General features: G+C 50.3%; 13 protein-coding genes. 11 read left to right on the top strand and 2 right to left on the bottom strand.

Annotated features, from left to right (window positions below; all coding sequences use genetic code 11):
* Positions 1 to 11: 11 nt before the first annotated feature.
* The 9 genes from FDY93_RS15125 to FDY93_RS15085 all read left to right on the top strand — a co-directional run bounded on the left by FDY93_RS15125 (position 12) and on the right by FDY93_RS15085 (position 11,155).
* Complete coding sequence (locus FDY93_RS15125) at positions 12 to 1,028, top strand: glycosyltransferase family 2 protein (RefSeq protein WP_138236602.1); 1,017 nt, start codon at positions 12 to 14, stop codon at positions 1,026 to 1,028.
* 4 nt (positions 1,029 to 1,032) lie between these two features.
* Complete coding sequence (locus FDY93_RS15120) at positions 1,033 to 1,941, top strand: sulfotransferase family protein (RefSeq protein WP_138236601.1); 909 nt, start codon at positions 1,033 to 1,035, stop codon at positions 1,939 to 1,941.
* 4 nt (positions 1,942 to 1,945) lie between these two features.
* Positions 1,946 to 3,028, top strand: coding sequence for a glycosyltransferase family 2 protein (locus FDY93_RS15115; RefSeq protein ID WP_220446212.1), 1,083 nt, complete (start codon positions 1,946 to 1,948; stop codon positions 3,026 to 3,028).
* Positions 3,029 to 3,034: 6 nt separating this feature from the next.
* On the top strand, positions 3,035 to 3,805 hold the full coding sequence (locus FDY93_RS15110; RefSeq protein ID WP_138236600.1) for a WecB/TagA/CpsF family glycosyltransferase: 771 nt from the start codon (positions 3,035 to 3,037) through the stop codon (positions 3,803 to 3,805).
* Positions 3,802 to 4,866: a glycosyltransferase family 2 protein gene (locus tag FDY93_RS15105; RefSeq protein ID WP_138236599.1), complete on the top strand. Its 1,065-nt coding sequence runs from the start codon at positions 3,802 to 3,804 to the stop codon at positions 4,864 to 4,866. Before FDY93_RS15110 ends, FDY93_RS15105 begins: the two co-directional genes overlap by 4 nt.
* Positions 4,860 to 6,137, top strand: coding sequence for a glycosyltransferase (locus FDY93_RS15100; RefSeq protein WP_138236598.1), 1,278 nt, complete (start codon positions 4,860 to 4,862; stop codon positions 6,135 to 6,137). Before FDY93_RS15105 ends, FDY93_RS15100 begins: the two co-directional genes overlap by 7 nt.
* A gap of 89 nt (positions 6,138 to 6,226) precedes the next feature.
* Positions 6,227 to 7,540 carry a hypothetical protein gene (locus FDY93_RS15095; RefSeq protein ID WP_138236597.1) on the top strand — a complete coding sequence of 438 codons (1,314 nt, stop codon included), beginning with the start codon at positions 6,227 to 6,229 and terminating at the stop codon, positions 7,538 to 7,540.
* Positions 7,525 to 8,886 (top strand): glycosyltransferase family 4 protein, encoded by a 1,362-nt coding sequence (locus FDY93_RS15090; protein WP_138236596.1) that lies wholly within the window; start codon positions 7,525 to 7,527, stop codon positions 8,884 to 8,886. Before FDY93_RS15095 ends, FDY93_RS15090 begins: the two co-directional genes overlap by 16 nt.
* A 403-nt stretch (positions 8,887 to 9,289) precedes the next feature.
* Complete coding sequence (locus FDY93_RS15085) at positions 9,290 to 11,155, top strand: immunoglobulin-like domain-containing protein (RefSeq protein ID WP_171019005.1); 1,866 nt, start codon at positions 9,290 to 9,292, stop codon at positions 11,153 to 11,155.
* Between the two features lie 19 nt (positions 11,156 to 11,174).
* On the opposite strand, the gene FDY93_RS15080 is transcribed toward FDY93_RS15085, so the two are convergent.
* Complete coding sequence (locus tag FDY93_RS15080) at positions 11,175 to 13,139, bottom strand: PKD domain-containing protein (protein ID WP_171019004.1); 1,965 nt, start codon at positions 13,137 to 13,139, stop codon at positions 11,175 to 11,177.
* 319 nt (positions 13,140 to 13,458) lie between these two features.
* On the opposite strand from FDY93_RS15080, the gene FDY93_RS15075 reads away from it, so the two are divergent.
* Positions 13,459 to 14,568 carry a glycosyltransferase family 4 protein gene (locus FDY93_RS15075; protein WP_138236593.1) on the top strand — a complete coding sequence of 370 codons (1,110 nt, stop codon included), beginning with the start codon at positions 13,459 to 13,461 and terminating at the stop codon, positions 14,566 to 14,568.
* Entirely contained in the window at positions 14,568 to 15,950 is a 1,383-nt protein-coding gene (locus tag FDY93_RS15070; RefSeq protein ID WP_138236592.1) for an oligosaccharide flippase family protein, read from the top strand. Before FDY93_RS15075 ends, FDY93_RS15070 begins: the two co-directional genes overlap by 1 nt.
* A 39-nt stretch (positions 15,951 to 15,989) precedes the next feature.
* On the opposite strand, the gene FDY93_RS15065 is transcribed toward FDY93_RS15070, so the two are convergent.
* Positions 15,990 to 16,919 carry a hypothetical protein gene (locus FDY93_RS15065; protein WP_138236591.1) on the bottom strand — a complete coding sequence of 310 codons (930 nt, stop codon included), beginning with the start codon at positions 16,917 to 16,919 and terminating at the stop codon, positions 15,990 to 15,992.
* Positions 16,920 to 16,957: the final 38 nt, after the last annotated feature.

The following is a 16,957-nucleotide window of genomic DNA, read 5'->3' as shown; positions in this document are numbered from 1 at the left end:
AGAGAATCAGCATGGATAGCGAAAAAACCGTCAAACTCAGTATTGTAATTGTCAATTACAAGACTCCACAGATGGTCATAGACTGCCTGGAAAGTCTGCTGCCCGAGCTGCACACGATGAATGCAGCGTGTGGTGAGGCACGGGTGGTTATTGTCGACAACAAGTCAAACGACGACTCCGTTGCGCAGATTGCCGGTTGGCTATCCGCGCAGAATCCATTCGCACAAACTCGAATCACGTTGGTGGAATCGCCTCGAAATGGCGGGTTTTCCGCAGGTAATAACCTCGGCATTGCGGAGGTAGCTGCCTGTTACTACCTGTTACTCAACAGCGACACAATAGTGCGGCCCGGTGCAATCACAACGCTGGTCAAGCGAATGGAAGGGGATTGCAGGCTCGGTGCACTTGGCCCGCGTCTGGAATATCTTGATGGGCGCCCACAGGTCAGTCGCTTTCGCCGCAGGGGGGTAACCAGTGAGCTGATTCGCGGCGCACAGCTGGATCTCATAACCAGAATCTTCCGCGCAAAAAACACCGCGATCGAACTCGATGAACCCGAACAGGAAATTGATTGGATCAGTTTTGCCTGTGTTCTGCTGCGCGCGGATGTCATCGAACAGGTGGGCGATATGGACGAGGGCTTCTTCATGTACTTCGAAGATATTGAGTACTGCCTGCGTATAAAGAGCGCCGGTTACGCCATTAAGCAGGAGCTTGATGCGCGCGTGGTCCATTTGCGTGGAGGAACGTCAAGCGTCAAAAGGAACGACAGCAACCAACAGCGCATCCCCGCCTATTTTTATCAGTCGCGCTCCCGCTATTTCACCCTGCTGGGCGGAAGACGCAAACTTTTTTGGGCAAACATCGCCTGGTATACAGGGCGGCTGTTGAGGTTGTGCAAGCGAGTGGCCAGGTCCACGGTAGGTCCGTCGATTCCCTGCGAGTGGGCCGATCTCTGGCGGGGCTTCTTTACACCACAGCGGCAACATCCGCTTCCAGTTTTCAAGAACAACCGCCAGGTCACGTAACAGCATGTTTACTCATACATCCGCCAAGATGCCACATTTCGTCATTATTGGTGCAATGAAATCTGCCACAACGACACTTTACGAACAGCTGCGTTTGTTGGATGGCATATTCATGCCAGACCTGAAAGAGCCAAACTTTTTTAGTGACGACAGACAGTACAAACGCGGCTTAGATTACTACCGGAAGCTGTTCGAAGCGGCGAAAGAAGGTGACATTATTGGTGAAGCGAGCACGCACTATACAAAGCTACCCACCTATCCAGACACCCTGAAGCGCTTGTCTGGTGCATTGCCCAATGCAAAGCTCATTTACGTTATGCGGCACCCTGTCGACCGCCTGGTATCGCAGTACATCCATGAGTGGAGTTGCAACAATATTCGCGTTGACCTCAATGAAGCCATCGAGCGACACCCGGAGCTGATTTCATACAGTTGTTACCACCAGCAGCTGACACCGTATCTTCTGCACTTTGGTGCGGAGAACATTCTTCCGGTTTTTTTTGAGCGGATCAGAGCATATCCGCAAGCGGAGTTGACTCGGGTAGCGAACTTTATCGGATATACCGGAAAAGTGTGCTGGCATGAAGCACTGTCACAAACCAACGTTTCATCTGAGCGATTGCGTAGCACTGCATTTAGTCGTTTCCTGATCAAGAATCCATTGCTTACAGCATTGCGCAGAGCATTGGTTCCAGCCCAGGTGCGGGAGGCGGTGAAATCACGCCTGCGCATGCGAGACCGCCCGCAACTCAATGAAGCCAACAAGAAGAAGCTAAAAACAGTGTTTGATACTGAGCTCGCAAAGCTCGGTGATCTGCTGGGCATGGAGCTAAGCACCGACCGTTACACGGAACAGGTTCTGAGCCGGACCCCGGATTGGAACCCACAACCGCAGCGTGAAAAAGTGGCATGAACCTATGAGTATCAACGACACGCAAACTGCGCTGAGTAAAATCCCAGCGATTGGTTTTGTCGTCATCGGCAGAAATGAGGGGGAGCGTCTGCGTCGCTGTATCAGTTCTATCCTGGAGCAATCATGGGCACTGCAAAGAAGTACTGGCGCTGACTCTTCGCCTGCGCGAGATGAGGGTATCGCCGCGCATCCTATTGTCTATGTGGATTCCGGTTCGACGGACGGCAGTGTGGAATTCGTAAGATCGGCGGGTTGCGAAGTCATAGCGCTGGACGATGCCGTTGCGTTCACCGCAGCACGGGCGCGGAACACTGGATTGAAACATCTCGTCCAGAAATTCCCGCATGTCGAATGGGTGCAGTTTGTCGATGGCGATTGCTTAATGCAGCCGGGTTGGCTTTCGAAATCTTCCGCGTTTTTATCCGTAAATCCCGAAGTTGCGATCGTTTGTGGTAGGCGCAGGGAGGTCTATCCACAGAAATCGATCTACAACGCGCTCTGCGATATGGAGTGGGATACGCCGGTTGGAGAAGCAAAAGCCTGTGGCGGTGATTTTCTCGCCAGGCGAACTGCGCTTGAATCGGTCAACGCCTTCAATCCGAACATGATTGCCGGTGAGGAACCGGAGATGTGCTTCAGGCTGCGCAAAGAAAACTGGAAAATATGGCGAATCGCTGATGAGATGACATCTCATGATGCGGCCATGACAAGCTTCCGTCAGTTCTACCTGCGCAACATTCGCGCCGGGTTTGCCTACGCCGAACGATGCGCCATGCACGCGACAAAAAAAAATCCCTACTGTGTGAGAGAGGTTGCAAGTATTTGCCTGTGGGCATGTGTAATACCACTGTTGGCACTTATCTTTAGTGTACTCTCACCGCTTGCTTCTCTGCTCTTGCTGGCGGCATACCCCGCGATAGTACTGCGAATTTTTTTGAAACGTATCAAGTTGAGATATTCACTTCGAAGATCCTTCGTCTACAGCATACTTATCCCGCTGGCAAAATTTCCGCAATTCTTGGGTGTCCTTCGGTACGCTGCTTCGCGACTTTCGGGTAGACGCACCGCCATTATCGAATACAAGTAGACCGTCATGACTAGCAACTTTTCATCACTGAACATCGGGCTTTGCCGGATTGACATGATAGACATGGACCGAGCTCTATCTCAGATCGTGGCGATGCGACAGAAAAAATGCAAAGGGTATGTGGTTACCCCGAACATCGATCATCTTGCGCGCTTGGCTGGGAGCAGGCGCAGCAGCAGTCTGCAAAGGGTCTACGTAAACGCGAGCTTGTCGTTATGCGACAGCCGAATCCTGGAGTTTATGCTGAAACTGCACGGCAACCGGATTCCCGAAGTGGTTACCGGCAGCGATCTGACGGCGAGGTTGTTTAACGACGAACTAAACGAAAAAGACAGCGTGTATATCCTGGGTGGAAGCGATGAAATTCTCATGCGGATAAAAAACCGGTATCCGCGTATCAATATTACGCATCACAATCCAACAATGGGTTTCATACGGAAACCCGGTGAGGTCGACGCCATTGTGGCGCATATTGCCGAAGCGGATCCGGATTATGTGTTTCTGGCGGTTGGCTCCCCGCAACAAGAAATACTCGCGAATCTGCTGCAGAACACAGATGAATACCGAGGGGTCACTTTGTGCATCGGCGCTTCGATCCTGTTTCTCGCCGGAGCGGAAAAACGTGCACCGAACTGGATGCAACAGCTGCGTCTGGAGTGGTTATATCGGATGAGCCAAAATCCATCCAGGTTGACGATACGCTATCTGAAAAACGCCCTTTCCCTGCCAGCCATCAACCGCCACCTGGCGAGAAATTTACAGGGCACCACATTATGAACAGGGAATCCAACCGAGAGAAAATATCTACGCACAATAGAGATTATGTTGTTGTATCGCCCTGTCGAGATGAGGCCGAGTATATGGAGCGGACTCTGGACAGTATCGCCAGACAATCCGTAACCCCGAAATTATGGCTTATTGTTGACGACGGATCGACGGATCAGTCACCCGAGATTCTGAAAAAATACTCGGAAAAATATTCTTTTATAAAAATTCTCACTCGAGAAAATCGCGGATTTCGCAGTGTGGGCCCGGGTGTGGTCGATGCATTCTACGCTGGGCTGAAAACACTTAATCTGAACGATTATGCATATGTCTGCAAACTCGATCTAGACCTGGAACTGCCGGAGCGCTACTTCGAGACGCTGATGGAAAGGATGGAAGCTGATCCCAGATTGGGTACCTGCAGCGGCAAGCCATACAACGAGAGGGACGGGCGGCTGGTCAGTGAAAGGCGCGGAGACGAAATGTCGGCAGGGATGACCAAGTTCTACCGTATCTCCTGTTTCGAACAGATTGGCGGATTTGTTCGCGAGGTCATGTGGGATGCAATCGACTGCCATAAATGTCGGCAGCTGGGCTGGTATGCACGGAGTTGGGATGAACCCGATCTCAACTTTACGCACCTGCGGGTAATGGGATCCAGCCAGCACGGCGTGCTGAGGGGCCGGTCAAGGCACGGCTTTGGGCAGCATTTTATGGGCACGGGCTGGGTGTATATGCTGGCTACCTGTATGTACCGGGCTATTGAATATCCGTTTCTGATCGGTGGCGCAGCCATGTTCTATGGCTATATACGAGCGCGGTTGCGGTGCGATGCCATCCTCCAAGACCCGGAACTTGTGGCGGAAATCCGCCAGTTTCAGTGGCGCTCCCTTTTTGTTGGAAAGTCGCGGGCCACGGCATTTATTGAGCGAAAAAATAACACCCGATGGAATCCTGAGAATCTCTCAGGTGGCAGAGCCCTGTTGCGCGCTCGTATAAGTCCGGCAGGCGAACCCGACACCGGACACACCCAGGGGGCGCAGCCTGGGTCTGAGGAGGTGAAAGGATGCTAAATGGCGAGCAGGACAAACGGCCCATTGCCTACCTGGCTCCGGAGATCCCGGGACCGTCCAGCACCTTTGTCTACAACGAAATCATTGAGATCGAAAACTTCGGTGTATCGGTACGACCTTATTCTCTACATACAGTAAAGGCGATGGTAGGCGATACACGGCTTAGCGAATTAGCACAGTGTTGTGAATATCTCTATGCACAGTCGCCGTCGAGCTTGTTCAAGGCAAACGTAAATGTCTTTTGGCAATCTCCCCGGAAATACATTGGTGCGTTCATCCGGTGTAACGGCGATGCGATTAAATGCCTGAGTAAGCCACGGATTGCGGCGGGTTTGATGTACCGCTTTTTTGTTGCCGGTGTTCTGGCCCACCGGTTACTCAAGGAAAACGTCAGGCATCTTCACTGTCATTTCTCCCATATCGCCACTGATGTTGGTATGTACGCTGCGTTGCAATCCGGCACTCCTTTCAGCTTTACGGCGCACGCCAACGATATATTTGAACGCGGCTACCTGTTGAGAGAGAAGGGGGCTCGCGCGAAATTTGTTGCGACAATCTCGGATTTCAACATCAAATACCTGACGGATGCGGGTATCGTCGCCGACAAGTTAAAACTTGTCAGGTGCGGGGTAGATATCGAAAAATTCGCTCCGCGTACTCCTGTCGCAAAAAAACAGGAAGTAGCCACCATCGGTTTCCTCGGGCGACTAGTAGAGAAAAAGGGAGTCGACCTTCTTGTCAGTGCCATGCGCCTGCTGCTAGACAGCGGCGCGCATGTTCATTTGCAGATCATGGGTGAAGGACCATTGGAGCCGACACTTCGCGAGCAGGTGAAAACCCTGCGGCTTGAAGAGCATGTGACATTCGGCGGTGCTCTACCACACCATCAGGTGTCGACCTGGTTCGAACATATCGACTACTTCGTCTTTCCCGGGAAAATGGATTCAAATGGCGATATGGACGGGATACCGGTCGTACTGATGGAGGCAATGATGCGCGGCGTCCCGGTAGTGGCAACGAGGGTGTCGGGAATCCCGGAGCTGGTGCGCCGCAATGAGACGGGATATATCGCATCCCCTGATCCGGAAGAGCTTGCCAATGCGCTCCTTACCGCGTTGTCTGAATCGGAAGAGGAGAAAGCCAGCAAGATCTGGCGTGCGATCAATCTGGTCAAGACGGAATTCAACCTCGCGCATAACGCAAAGTTGCTTTTCCACTATATCTGCGCAGACAAAGCTGAGCGGGAATGCCAAACATCCTTGCCCTGCTAGCGCTTCTATGCTGGCCTTTCGTCTCGCTAATTCTATACTGGCGCTGCAGTGCGTTGACGGCTACCTTCTGGACAATTTTTGGGGCATATATGTTTCTGCCCCAAAAAGTCGAATTCGTCCTGCCTTTAATTCCGAATATTGAAAAGGAAAACATCGCCGCCTATTGCACTCTGATTGGCTGCCTGGCAGTAAGGCGGATACGGTTCCGTCTCCTCTCAGGGGCGCGCGCCGCTAAGGTAGTGGTTCTTCTTGGATTAATGGTCCCAACCTTTACGGTGCTGACAAACCTTGATCCAGTATTCACCGGAGTTCAAGTCAAACAAGCACTTTCGCCAAAAGACACGCTTTCGATGACACTCCAGTTTGTTTTCACATTGGTGCCCTTTGTGCTGGCGGCGTTGTTGGTCAAGGACTTCAAAGATGGCGTAAAAATTCTGCGTCTGCTAGCCATTGCCGGACTGATCTATTCACCATTGATGCTGATCGAAGTGCTGTTGAGTCCACAGTTACATACCTGGATTTACGGATTTTTTCCGCATGCGTTCGATCAGCAGATCCGATTTGGCGGATACCGTCCGGTGGTATTTATGGGGCATGGACTTATTGTTGCAAATTTCACCGTCGCGGTACTGATAGCGATAACCGCGCTGTTTAAGATCAGGCAAAAAATACTATTCATTCCTAACGTCATTTACCTTTTCTACGGCTTTTTCTTATTGCTTGTATGCAAATCTGTTGGCGCTTGGCTGCTCGGCTTTCTGGGGCTAACTCTTCTTGTCTTTTTCCCGTCTCGCCTGTCCATGTTAATTGCATTTATCCTTGCATGTACCGTATTCCTCTATCCCGTCCTTGCTATATTCGACTATATCCCGCGCGAGTCGCTGTTGGACCTCGCTGAAACATTCGGCTCCGATAGAGCGGCTTCGCTTGAATTCCGTTTCAACCACGAAGAGATCATGCTCGCGCATGGCAAAGATAAATTACTGTTTGGGTGGGGAGGCTGGGACAGAAATCGCATAGACGGCGCCGTAACCGATGGCTATTGGATCATCATATTTACGCAATTCGGCCTGCTTGGTTATCTCGTATACTTTGGTTTGCCCATGCTCGCAGTAATGAATGGAAAGAAGGAAGGCGCACGCAGTAGGAGCCCACTGGAAAAACAGGTGTCCGCGGCATTCTGTGTGCTAATCGCCATGCTGATGATCGACCAGATTCCCAACGCATCGCAGCATAGCTGGGTATTTTTTCTATATGGTGCGGCAACCGGCCTGTTTGCGTCTAAACGAGAAGCCGCCTTTTCGAAGGGAGGTTCACATGCCAAGAAACATCGCAAGCATCAGAGTATTTCCCACATTTCTGGTGAGCAGGTATCACGCGAATACGGATGGATAGAGAAATGAATGGCGCTATGCCCCAAAAGTCGAACAAAAAATACAAAGTACTGTTGGTTATAGAAAGTTGCAACCCGGAGCTGAGTTCCGTACCTCTTGTCGGCTACAACTTCTTCAAGTCAATTGCACAGTTTGCCAATGTACATCTAGTAACGCACTGTAGAAACAGGTCCGCCCTGCGTCGCTTCGGTGTGGCGAGCAACGTTACCTACTATGAACAGACTTGGCTGGAAAATGTCTATTACCGAATCATTCGTCGTCTATCAACATTCCGAGGTCAGACTGTCTGGCCAATCAGACACTTGCTGCAGTTTCCTATCTACTTTTTCTTCGACCGCTTTGTTAGTAAAACATTTTCTTCATCGGTAAAGCGCGGTGACTATGACCTGGTGCATGCACTAACACCAATTATGCCCCGTTACCCCTACCGAATTCTCCGCTTCTGCAGGAATGGGGATCGCAGGACGCCATTTATCCTTGGGCCTGTAAATGGCGGAGTTCCTTTCCCTGAAGCTTTCAAACGTATTGGCCACAAGGAATTCAGCTACCTCAATTGGTTGCGACGCTTGGGGTACTGGATGATTCCGGGTTATCGCTATACCTACTTACAGGCTGACATTATCCTAAGTGGCTCAACGTACACGGACACTTGGCTCAAGAGCGCTTTCCCTGGGTCAGCGGATCGCATGCAAATTATGTATGAGAATGGCGTACCAGGTTACTTCTATCAGGATACTGAACGACAAGAACGAGACAGCGATGAGCTACGGCTTCTGTTTCTAGGTCGTCTCGAACCCTACAAGGGTTGTGACATGTTAATTGAGGCGATTGCCGGCCTGACAGTATCCGAGCGTCAGAAAATAAAGTTGGCAGTCGTTGGTGATGGATCACAGAAAGCCGGTCTTGAAGCCTACGTAGAAAATTCTGACTTATCGGACACGGTGGAATTCCGTGGTTGGATCGCGCACTCCGAGGTGCGTCACGAATATGCGGTCTCCGATCTATTCTGCTTTCCTTCGGTGCGCGAATTTGGCGGCGCGGTAGTTATGGAAGCTATGGCGTCAGGGCTTCCATGCATCGTTGTTGATAATGGAGGCATAGGTGAGTATGTAACAGAAGACTCCGGCGTGAAAATCTCCCCGCTTGGAAGAACCTATGTAATCGAAAAGCTGCGTCAACATATTCGGAGACTAGCGAACGATCGGGCGCAGTTAGGCGACCTGGCGCGGTGCGCTAGAGTCAGGAGTGAATTATTTTCCTGGGATCGCAAAAGTCGTGAACTAGAGGAGGTATATTACCGCGCACTAGTCACCTGCGGCGGGACGGGAAAGCTGGCGCCCCAACCGACATATTGAATGCTTGTATCTAGGCATGGGCTGGAAATTTACTGTTTTATTTGAGGCTACGGCGCAGGTTGTTTCATCGTTTTTCTGACCGGCAACCACTGCACGTAATCGCAACCAAACGTTGAGATATTAATATCTGGTGCAATAATCCATTAGCCGCTGATGAGGTTGAATTTAGTGGCGAGGAGTCGTAGGCAAGATTTCCCGTTCGTGGTATTTGAACCTTATTTTTCTTGGTAGTTTCTTCCTACAAAAAGATTTTTTCTGTGACTATATATGGGATGATTTAACGAATTCCTGATTGTTAATCGATTAATCTCGTCAGCGCGTGGAAAAGCAAAAGGCGTAAACCATACTTTTTTTTGCATTTTATCCACAGCGAATGACGAGGTAGCGAATGGTTAGGTACGCAATGTACGCGTTGATCGTGTTCATATGTACAGCCTGTGGTGGCTGGGATCCATCCGGTCCGGGAAGAAACAGAGCCCCTGTCATCGAGTTGTTGGGAGAAGGCAGTGTTCAGATTCAACATGGCTCATCTTACAGTGACGCCGGAGCGACGGCGCGTGATAGAGAAGATGGTGATCTCACCGATAAGATCGAGGTTGCCGGCCTGCCGATCCCCACTTCCACCGCTGGCAACTACGAAGTTCAGTACAGCGTCACCGATAGCGCGGGTGCATCGGATACTGCGGTTCGTCAGGTAATTGTTGCAGAAAATAATGCGCCTACCATCCAGTTGAATGGTGAGGCCTCAATGGAAGTAGAGCAGGATGCGGCCTTTTCGGATCCGGGGGCAACAGCAAGCGATGAAGAGGACGGAGACCTTACTGCCACTGTGCAGGTAGCAGGTGAAGTTAACACGGCGATTGTGGGCTCCTATACCCTGACTTATAGCGTGGTCGATTCTGCGGGTGCCGATGCCTCGATCACCAGATCCGTAACGGTGATTGCGAAACCGTCGCCGTATGCGCATATTCCAATTACTGTAGACAAGCCGGGGTTCACAACGGTTACGCCTTTACCGGATTCGCGGCTGGTCTATGTCAGCAGTAGTTCCGGTGATGATACGAATGATGGTCTTACACCGGATACACCGGTGAAGTCTATAACAAGGGGAAAGAGCCTGCTGCGAAACGGGAACCCAGATTGGCTGTTGCTGAAAATAGGAGACCAATGGCAGGAAGGCTTGGGGAAGTGGGGCAAAAGCGGACGATCCTCTGGTGAGCCAATGGTAGTAACGGCATATGGTAGTGGTTCGATACGACCACTGCTAATGACCGGGTCCGAAGACGGGTTACGCGTATCTGGTGGCGGCAGCTCGCCGGAGGTTGTGGACAATCTGGTTATCAGTGGGCTCCATTTTTACGCCGAAACCCGGGACCCAAACTCCGAAACCTTTAGCGAGGTCACATTAAACCGCGGGATCAACTGGTATCGCGGTGTAACCTCACTATTGATTGAAGATAATTACATCGGGTACTACAAAGAGGGCATTCAGATCGATGACCTCGACAATCTGAATATTAGCGGAGTGACCATACGCAGAAATATTATCGTTGATTCGTTTGCCGCAAGTGCCCATGCACAGGGTATTTATATCGCGAGAACCGAAGGCGTTCTTATTGAGGAAAATATATTTGACCATAATGGCTGGCACGATTCCTATCCCGGCGGTGAAGCAACAAAATTTAACCATTCGATTTATATACAGAGCAACAATCAGGATGTGACGATAAAAAATAACATCATTTCCCGAAGCTCTAGTCATGGGATGCAACTGCGTCCGGGCGGGCTGATAGAGGGAAACTTCCTGATAAGGAACCCAATTTCAATACTGCTGGGATTATCCGGTTCGGAGGGAATCGGTGGTCATATTCTCAATAACGTTGTCTTGAATGGAAATGATATTTCGCCGACAGAGCTGCGGGGCTGGGGAATAGATTTCAGCACGCAAAGTGATGCGACTGTAGAAGGCAACATCGTGGCTCACGTCATGAGTGAAGCAAACAACAGATTTGGGATTCGGCAATCTGTAAATGCAAGTTACATCAGTAATGTTACGTACAAGTGGGAGTCAGGAACGGAAGACCCTGGAAACTATTTCGATCCTGAGCGATCAATCGAGGAGTACGATCTACTGGTAGGCGGGGAGGGGACATTCGAATCATTCGTGAAAAACATCCGGGCCCAATCTAGGATAAACTGGAACCCGGACTACTCCGTTGAAAGATTAAGAAAGTTCTTCAAGGACGGATTTGGTGAAGAAAGTCCTTAGCAGCTGAAAACCATCGGAGCTAGTTCTTGACAGAAAATGCCTCCTGGAAATAGCTCCTGATGTTTTCTACGTTGTACTTGGGGTTCGGTTTACGCAGAGAGTGAGATCGGATATTGCCAATAAAGGAGACCAGCGTACCATCGCCCCCCACATGCTTGTCGAAGTCGAGAATCGTTACGGAAGGATTAGAGAAGCGAGCTTCTATCTGGGATTGCTCGCCCCATTCGAAAACTACATTTCCGGATTGAGCGGATAAACTGTTCTCGCTGATTGCCATGGGGTTGTTGGAAGTTGAAGCTTCATGTGCAACGATATTTCCGGTAACTTCGGCGGAGACAATCTCTGGAGTTATATCAATCCCCCAACCTCTGGGGTCGAGTTCAGTAATATCGTTTCCATGCAAAACGACGTTATTTTTAATAATGCCTGGATCTCCCTGAGAATTATCTCCGGAGAGCATCAGACTGATCGGATTGTGTACAAGAACATTGCCTTCCAACAAGCCGCCGGGGCGAAGCTGAACGCCGTTGCTTGAGCTGCGAGTGATAATATTATCGACGATGGATATATCGCGATTGTCGAATTGCACATAAATACTGTGATTGAACTTCGTCGGCTCTGCGCCAGGTACGTCGCTATTCCATCCAACATGATCAAACACATTGCGTTCTATGCGAACGTGATCGGTCAGTTTTAGGAAGATCCCTTGTGAATGTGCATCCATTGTATGGTAAGAATCCACAATGACATTGTTCTTGATAAGCACATTTCTGATATCGAATCCGTCGCTCTCCTGAAGCGTGATTCCTTCTTTATAGAATTGAATCAAATTGTCTTCAATTAAAAGACCATTGGTGCCTCTTAACCACACAATCGCGCGGTCGGCAGATGCACCCGTGAATTCCGATGAGTTCGGATCGCGCGACGCTGCGTAAAAGTGCAGCCCGTGAATAACCAGATAATTCACGTACTCCGGACTCCCGCCTCCACCTTGAAAACGGAAAGCGGATTCGTCATGCGTTCGCAGTAGAGGTCTTGCTGCTCCGGCGCCATAGCTGGTGATGACCATTGGCTCGGTCTGGCTGCGACCGGATTTGGCCCAGGCACCGACACCGGTTTCCCAGGAATCACCGGACTTAAGCGCAAGCCAATCTGGAAAGCCATCTCTCAGAAGCGAAATACCCTGGCCGATAGTTTTTACAGGAGTTTTTGACGAGAACCCGTTGTTAGCATCATCGCCTTCACTGCTGCTGACGTAGACGATACGTGTATCGTCGGCAGGCAAAATTTGTGTGTAATGTTCGACCTTGTGCATAAGTGGAAAATAATCATACACAAGCACATTGGCCGTATCGGTAGCGGTGTTGCCGCTTTCAGATGTAACCTTCAGTTCAACCTCGTAACTGCCGATAGAAGTCGCGCGGAGTACTGGTGTCGCGCTATTGGCGTTGGCCAGGGACGCGACTGAGTTTGCCGGCCCGGATTTGATTTCCCAGCTATAAGTCAAGGCGCCGCGATCGGGATCCGCACTGCCAGTGCCGTCAAGCTGAATATCTAGACCCTCCGCGGCTGAATATCTACCGCCCGCTTCCGCAATGAGCGACGCGCTCTGCCGGTCGATTACCGTTACTGTTACGGAATCCGTGTCGGACAAAACACCATCGCTTACCGAGAGCTGGATGTCGTAACTGCCGGTTACATCGGCGGAGAAGTCAGTGAAAACAGCGGAAGCGGGGGAGATAACTGGGTTTGAGCCACTCGGTGACGACACGATATTCCATGTATACGTCAAAGAATCGCCGTCTGGATCGTGGCTGGCTGCACCACTTAGGGGCACTGACTGCCCGGATTCGGTAACCTGATTACCGCCGGCGTTAGCTACCGGCTCCCGGTTTTGGGGCATGGCGGTTTCGCTCGTACTGCCACCACTGCCGCAGCCCGTCAAAAGTGCACTAATAACGCCAATAGTGAGTAGATACTTCATTATGATAGATCCATATGAGTCATGTCCGGCGTATAGCCGTGAATGCAAAAAAACGTCCATATTCAATTTGTAAATTGCAGCAGTGACTGGGCATTGGAACAATGCTGGAAAATGATCCCAGGCAAATCAGGTAATTTGCCGATTGATTTGGTCATTGAAGGTGATAGTAAACCAAGCCGTTGAAGCGATAAACGTATTAAACCGCGATCCTTGTAGCATATTCGGCAAAAAAACCGTGCGAGAAACGAATTCTTCGGTGATTTACAATGAAGGGTAAACGGCGATAAAATCCTCACCTAATTTCGAGGTGAAATCACGGATGAAAGTCACTTTCGCTTTTCCCGTCCCTTCTCTCTGTGGGGGCTGCCGGGTCGTCGCAATTTATGCGCAAGCGCTCGCCAACAATGGCCATGAAGTTACCATTGTGTGTCCTTCGCACAAGAATGGTGGGGTGGCCGCTACACTGAAACGCCTTATGAAAGGTGATATCTTTCTGAGAGATCATCTGGCCCATTCACACTTCTCGAATCTCGCGGGTGTCAACATCATACAGCTCCCTCCGGCTAAAATGTCTTCTCCGTCTTTTTATCCCCGGGCTGACGTTCTGGTAGCGACATGGTGGAAAACGGTGGAGTGGATTGCCGGATTCCCCGAAGAAAAGGGGAAGAAGTGTTATTTTGTCCAGCACCATGAAGTGCATGACGAGCAGCCACGGGAACGTGTGGAGCTCACGTATAAGACTCCGTACCCTAAAATAGTCATCGCCGAGTGGCTGTCAAAGGTAATGGCGGAACAATATGATGACCACAGAACTCACCTGGTACCAAACGCGGTTGACCACACGCTCTTTTTCAGAGAAGAAGATACAACCGCTGCTGAATTCACGGTATGCAGTATGTACTCGGAAACCAGGTTTAAAGGTGTCGACATCACTCTGTCTGCATTCTCTCGTGTTCGCGAGCGGATTCCTCAGGCACATATGATCATGTTTGGTGCTGAGCCATTACGTGATGGCCGCACCTTGCCCGAAGGAGTTGAGTTTGTGCTGGCACCATCGAGGGCAAAACTCAGGCAAATTTATGCTAGCTCTCGCGCCTACGTTTTTAGCAGCCGCAGTGAAGGGTTTGGTCTACCAATACTGGAAGCGCTCGCGTGCGGATGCCCGGTTGTCGCAACGGATGCCGGGTGCGCGCCGGAATACATACGCAATGGAGTAAATGGCTATATCAATGAGGTAGATGACGTCGATGGCCAGGCTAACAGTATCGAAAGCATTCTTCGTCTGGAGTCGGCGGCATGGGTGACAATGTCGAAAGCGGCGATTGATGCGGTGGCAAACAGTAGTTGGAGCAATTCCTCAAACACCTTTGAGAAGGTGTTGGCGTGCCTGACTGACGCGGAGATGCCCCTTTGTAAGGATGCCGTTTGATGAGTTCAGCAACGCAGGTTAGCCAATTACCGCAAAACGCGTTCAGCGGGCGTAGACTTCGCACGGCATCCTTTTGGGTTTTTTGCGGTTACGCGACGGGGCAAATACTTAGGTTGCTCAGCAATCTCGTAATGACAAGGATGCTGGCTCCCGAGATGTTTGGAATCATGGCGCTGGCTAACGTAGTGATCGCGGGTGTACAGATGCTTACGGATATGGGGATCCAGAAGAGCATCATTCAAAGTAGGGAAGGTGACCAGAAGCGCTTTCTGAATACCGCTTGGGTGTTACAGATCGCACGCGGCGCGTGTCTAGCGGCCATAGTATGCGGATTTGCGTTGGCTCTGTGGTTGATCGGATCGGGCCTACCTGCTTCAAGTGTGTACTCTCACCCTGATTTGCCGATCGTGTTATGCATACTGGCAAGCAGTCTCATCATTAGCGGATTTCGCTCCACAAAATCTGCGGTTGCAAACAGAAAACTGCATATGGGACGGCTCACCACAATCGAGCTGATGGCCCAAATCTGCGCGTTTATGACAATGATTGTCTGGGCCAGTTACTCCCCGGACGTCTGGGCTCTAGTTGCCGGCACGGTGACCGCGAGCATAGTAAAAATCGGTGTCGAGTTTTTGTGGTTGCCGGGTGAAACCAACCGGTTTCAATGGGACAGGCGATATGCAGGGGAGATTTTTCACTTCGGGAAATGGATCTTTGCGAGCTCTCTTTTAACTTACTGGGTTCTCAACGGTGACAGAATCATTCTAGGGCTCGACATAACCGCGCGCGAAATGGGTATTTACTCCATTGCCATATTTGTGGTGGCTTCGGTAAGAGACACGACAAACAATATTCTCCAAAAAGTCATGTATCCAGCGTTGAGTCGTGCGCTGCAGGAGGGCCATGACCATGTTGCAGTTTATTACCGCTTCCGGTTGCCTCTCGATTTCCTGATCTGTGGCTTGTGCGGATTTCTTGCAGTAGCCGGCGAGCAAATTATCTGGACACTGTATGATGAGAGATACAGTGAGGCAGGTATGTTTCTGGTATTTCTGTCTGTAGGGATGTTGGGTGACAGGTATCGCGGATTGGGGCTCTACTATCAGTCCCAAGGTAAGCCGAAGAAAATGATGCCGATCGCGCTGTGGCGCGCCGTACTCTTCACCCTGGGATTACCGCTCGCGCTGCATGAGTATGGTTTTTTTGGCGCCGTGGCATTTCTCGGAATTTACCCGATTTTGACTGTACCACTCTTACTCTACCTCAAGTACAGGGCGGGTTTAATGCGGGTTTCCCGGGAAATTGGTTATACCGCATTCATATTGCCGGGTGCGGCTGCCGGATACTTGTTCAACTGGGGGGTACAGTACTTTATTGGTTGAGAGAAATAATTGGCTGAGAGAAATTTGCGAGTGAACCAATTATCCGCAATGTGCCGAAAGACCCGTACCGAGGTCGTCGATGATAAGTTGCGTGCGAATCATTGCACCTTTCGTATTTAAGTGATACTCCGTGTCGAAGAAGAGTTCCCTGGGGAAAAGGTAATCCGCCGGCCTTCCTACGTAATGAACGCCCAGGTCGGAGAATAAATTCACGGTCTTTCCTAAGAACTCCAGAAACCTCTCGGACTCATACTCTTCAAATTTCATCAGGCTCGGCGGCCCGCCAATTACACAGACACCATTTTCTCTGGCCCAGTAAATGTAGTCGCGTATAAGATTTTTGGAGTGACTGGATATTTCTGTATTGCCAATATCTTTTGGTGCCAGCCGCTCCAGACGGCTTGAGTAATCTCTCGCTTTTTCCAACGTGTTGTTTGTTTGGTCTCCCGAAGAATCTACGTTGTGAACATTATAAACCGTTGAAGAACTCCCTAAATATCGGTCACTCCCTCCGCGCAATCCTTCAATAATCCTTGCTATTGGCACGTTGGCAAAGCCCAAAATCTGTTGCTGTATGGGCAAGGTATGAAGGTACTGTGGATCTCGTGCCAACACAAAATCCATTAATTGCGCAGACGGCGTATCATCCTGCTGATACAAATCAAGCTCCAGTGGCAGGTAGACAATGTCGCCTCTGCCTAGCGATCGCTTGCTTCGCTCGAGTATATACTTCAATCCCAAGCCAGCATGAACGCCAAGGTTAGTGGTGGGAATCCGTAACCTGCTTTCCAGCAACGAAGAGTTAATGCCAAACAAACTGTTCGAGCCCGCCACAATTAATAACTTATTCCTATTTTCCTGACTGGCATGTCGTTCTTTTATTGAATACAGGTCGTAAGCCCACTTTGAGCTGGAGGTCGGTGTGCCCATCTGCGTGATTACCAGAAAAACCAGCAGAGCAGTACCCACAAAAGTGCCAAATATGAATGCAATAGCGTGTCGCATAG

It is taken from the genome of Microbulbifer harenosus, from assembly GCF_005771435.1.
GTDB classification, from domain to species: Bacteria; Pseudomonadota; Gammaproteobacteria; order Pseudomonadales; family Cellvibrionaceae; genus Microbulbifer; species Microbulbifer harenosus.
The sequence above is the reverse complement of the archived record's forward strand: the minus strand, read 5'-3'. Positions and strand labels throughout refer to the sequence as shown.

Coding starts and splice junctions, on each gene's coding strand:
- FDY93_RS15125 (WP_138236602.1), top strand. CDS start 12: ATGGATAGCGAAAAAACCGTCAAACTCAGTATTGTAATTGTCAATTAC.
- FDY93_RS15120 (WP_138236601.1), top strand. CDS start 1,033: ATGTTTACTCATACATCCGCCAAGATGCCACATTTCGTCATTATTGGT.
- FDY93_RS15115 (WP_220446212.1), top strand. CDS start 1,946: ATGAGTATCAACGACACGCAAACTGCGCTGAGTAAAATCCCAGCGATT.
- FDY93_RS15110 (WP_138236600.1), top strand. CDS start 3,035: ATGACTAGCAACTTTTCATCACTGAACATCGGGCTTTGCCGGATTGAC.
- FDY93_RS15105 (WP_138236599.1), top strand. CDS start 3,802: ATGAACAGGGAATCCAACCGAGAGAAAATATCTACGCACAATAGAGAT.
- FDY93_RS15100 (WP_138236598.1), top strand. CDS start 4,860: ATGCTAAATGGCGAGCAGGACAAACGGCCCATTGCCTACCTGGCTCCG.
- FDY93_RS15095 (WP_138236597.1), top strand. CDS start 6,227: ATGTTTCTGCCCCAAAAAGTCGAATTCGTCCTGCCTTTAATTCCGAAT.
- FDY93_RS15090 (WP_138236596.1), top strand. CDS start 7,525: ATGGATAGAGAAATGAATGGCGCTATGCCCCAAAAGTCGAACAAAAAA.
- FDY93_RS15085 (WP_171019005.1), top strand. CDS start 9,290: ATGTACGCGTTGATCGTGTTCATATGTACAGCCTGTGGTGGCTGGGAT.
- FDY93_RS15080 (WP_171019004.1), bottom strand. CDS start 13,139: ATGAAGTATCTACTCACTATTGGCGTTATTAGTGCACTTTTGACGGGC.
- FDY93_RS15075 (WP_138236593.1), top strand. CDS start 13,459: ATGAAAGTCACTTTCGCTTTTCCCGTCCCTTCTCTCTGTGGGGGCTGC.
- FDY93_RS15070 (WP_138236592.1), top strand. CDS start 14,568: ATGAGTTCAGCAACGCAGGTTAGCCAATTACCGCAAAACGCGTTCAGC.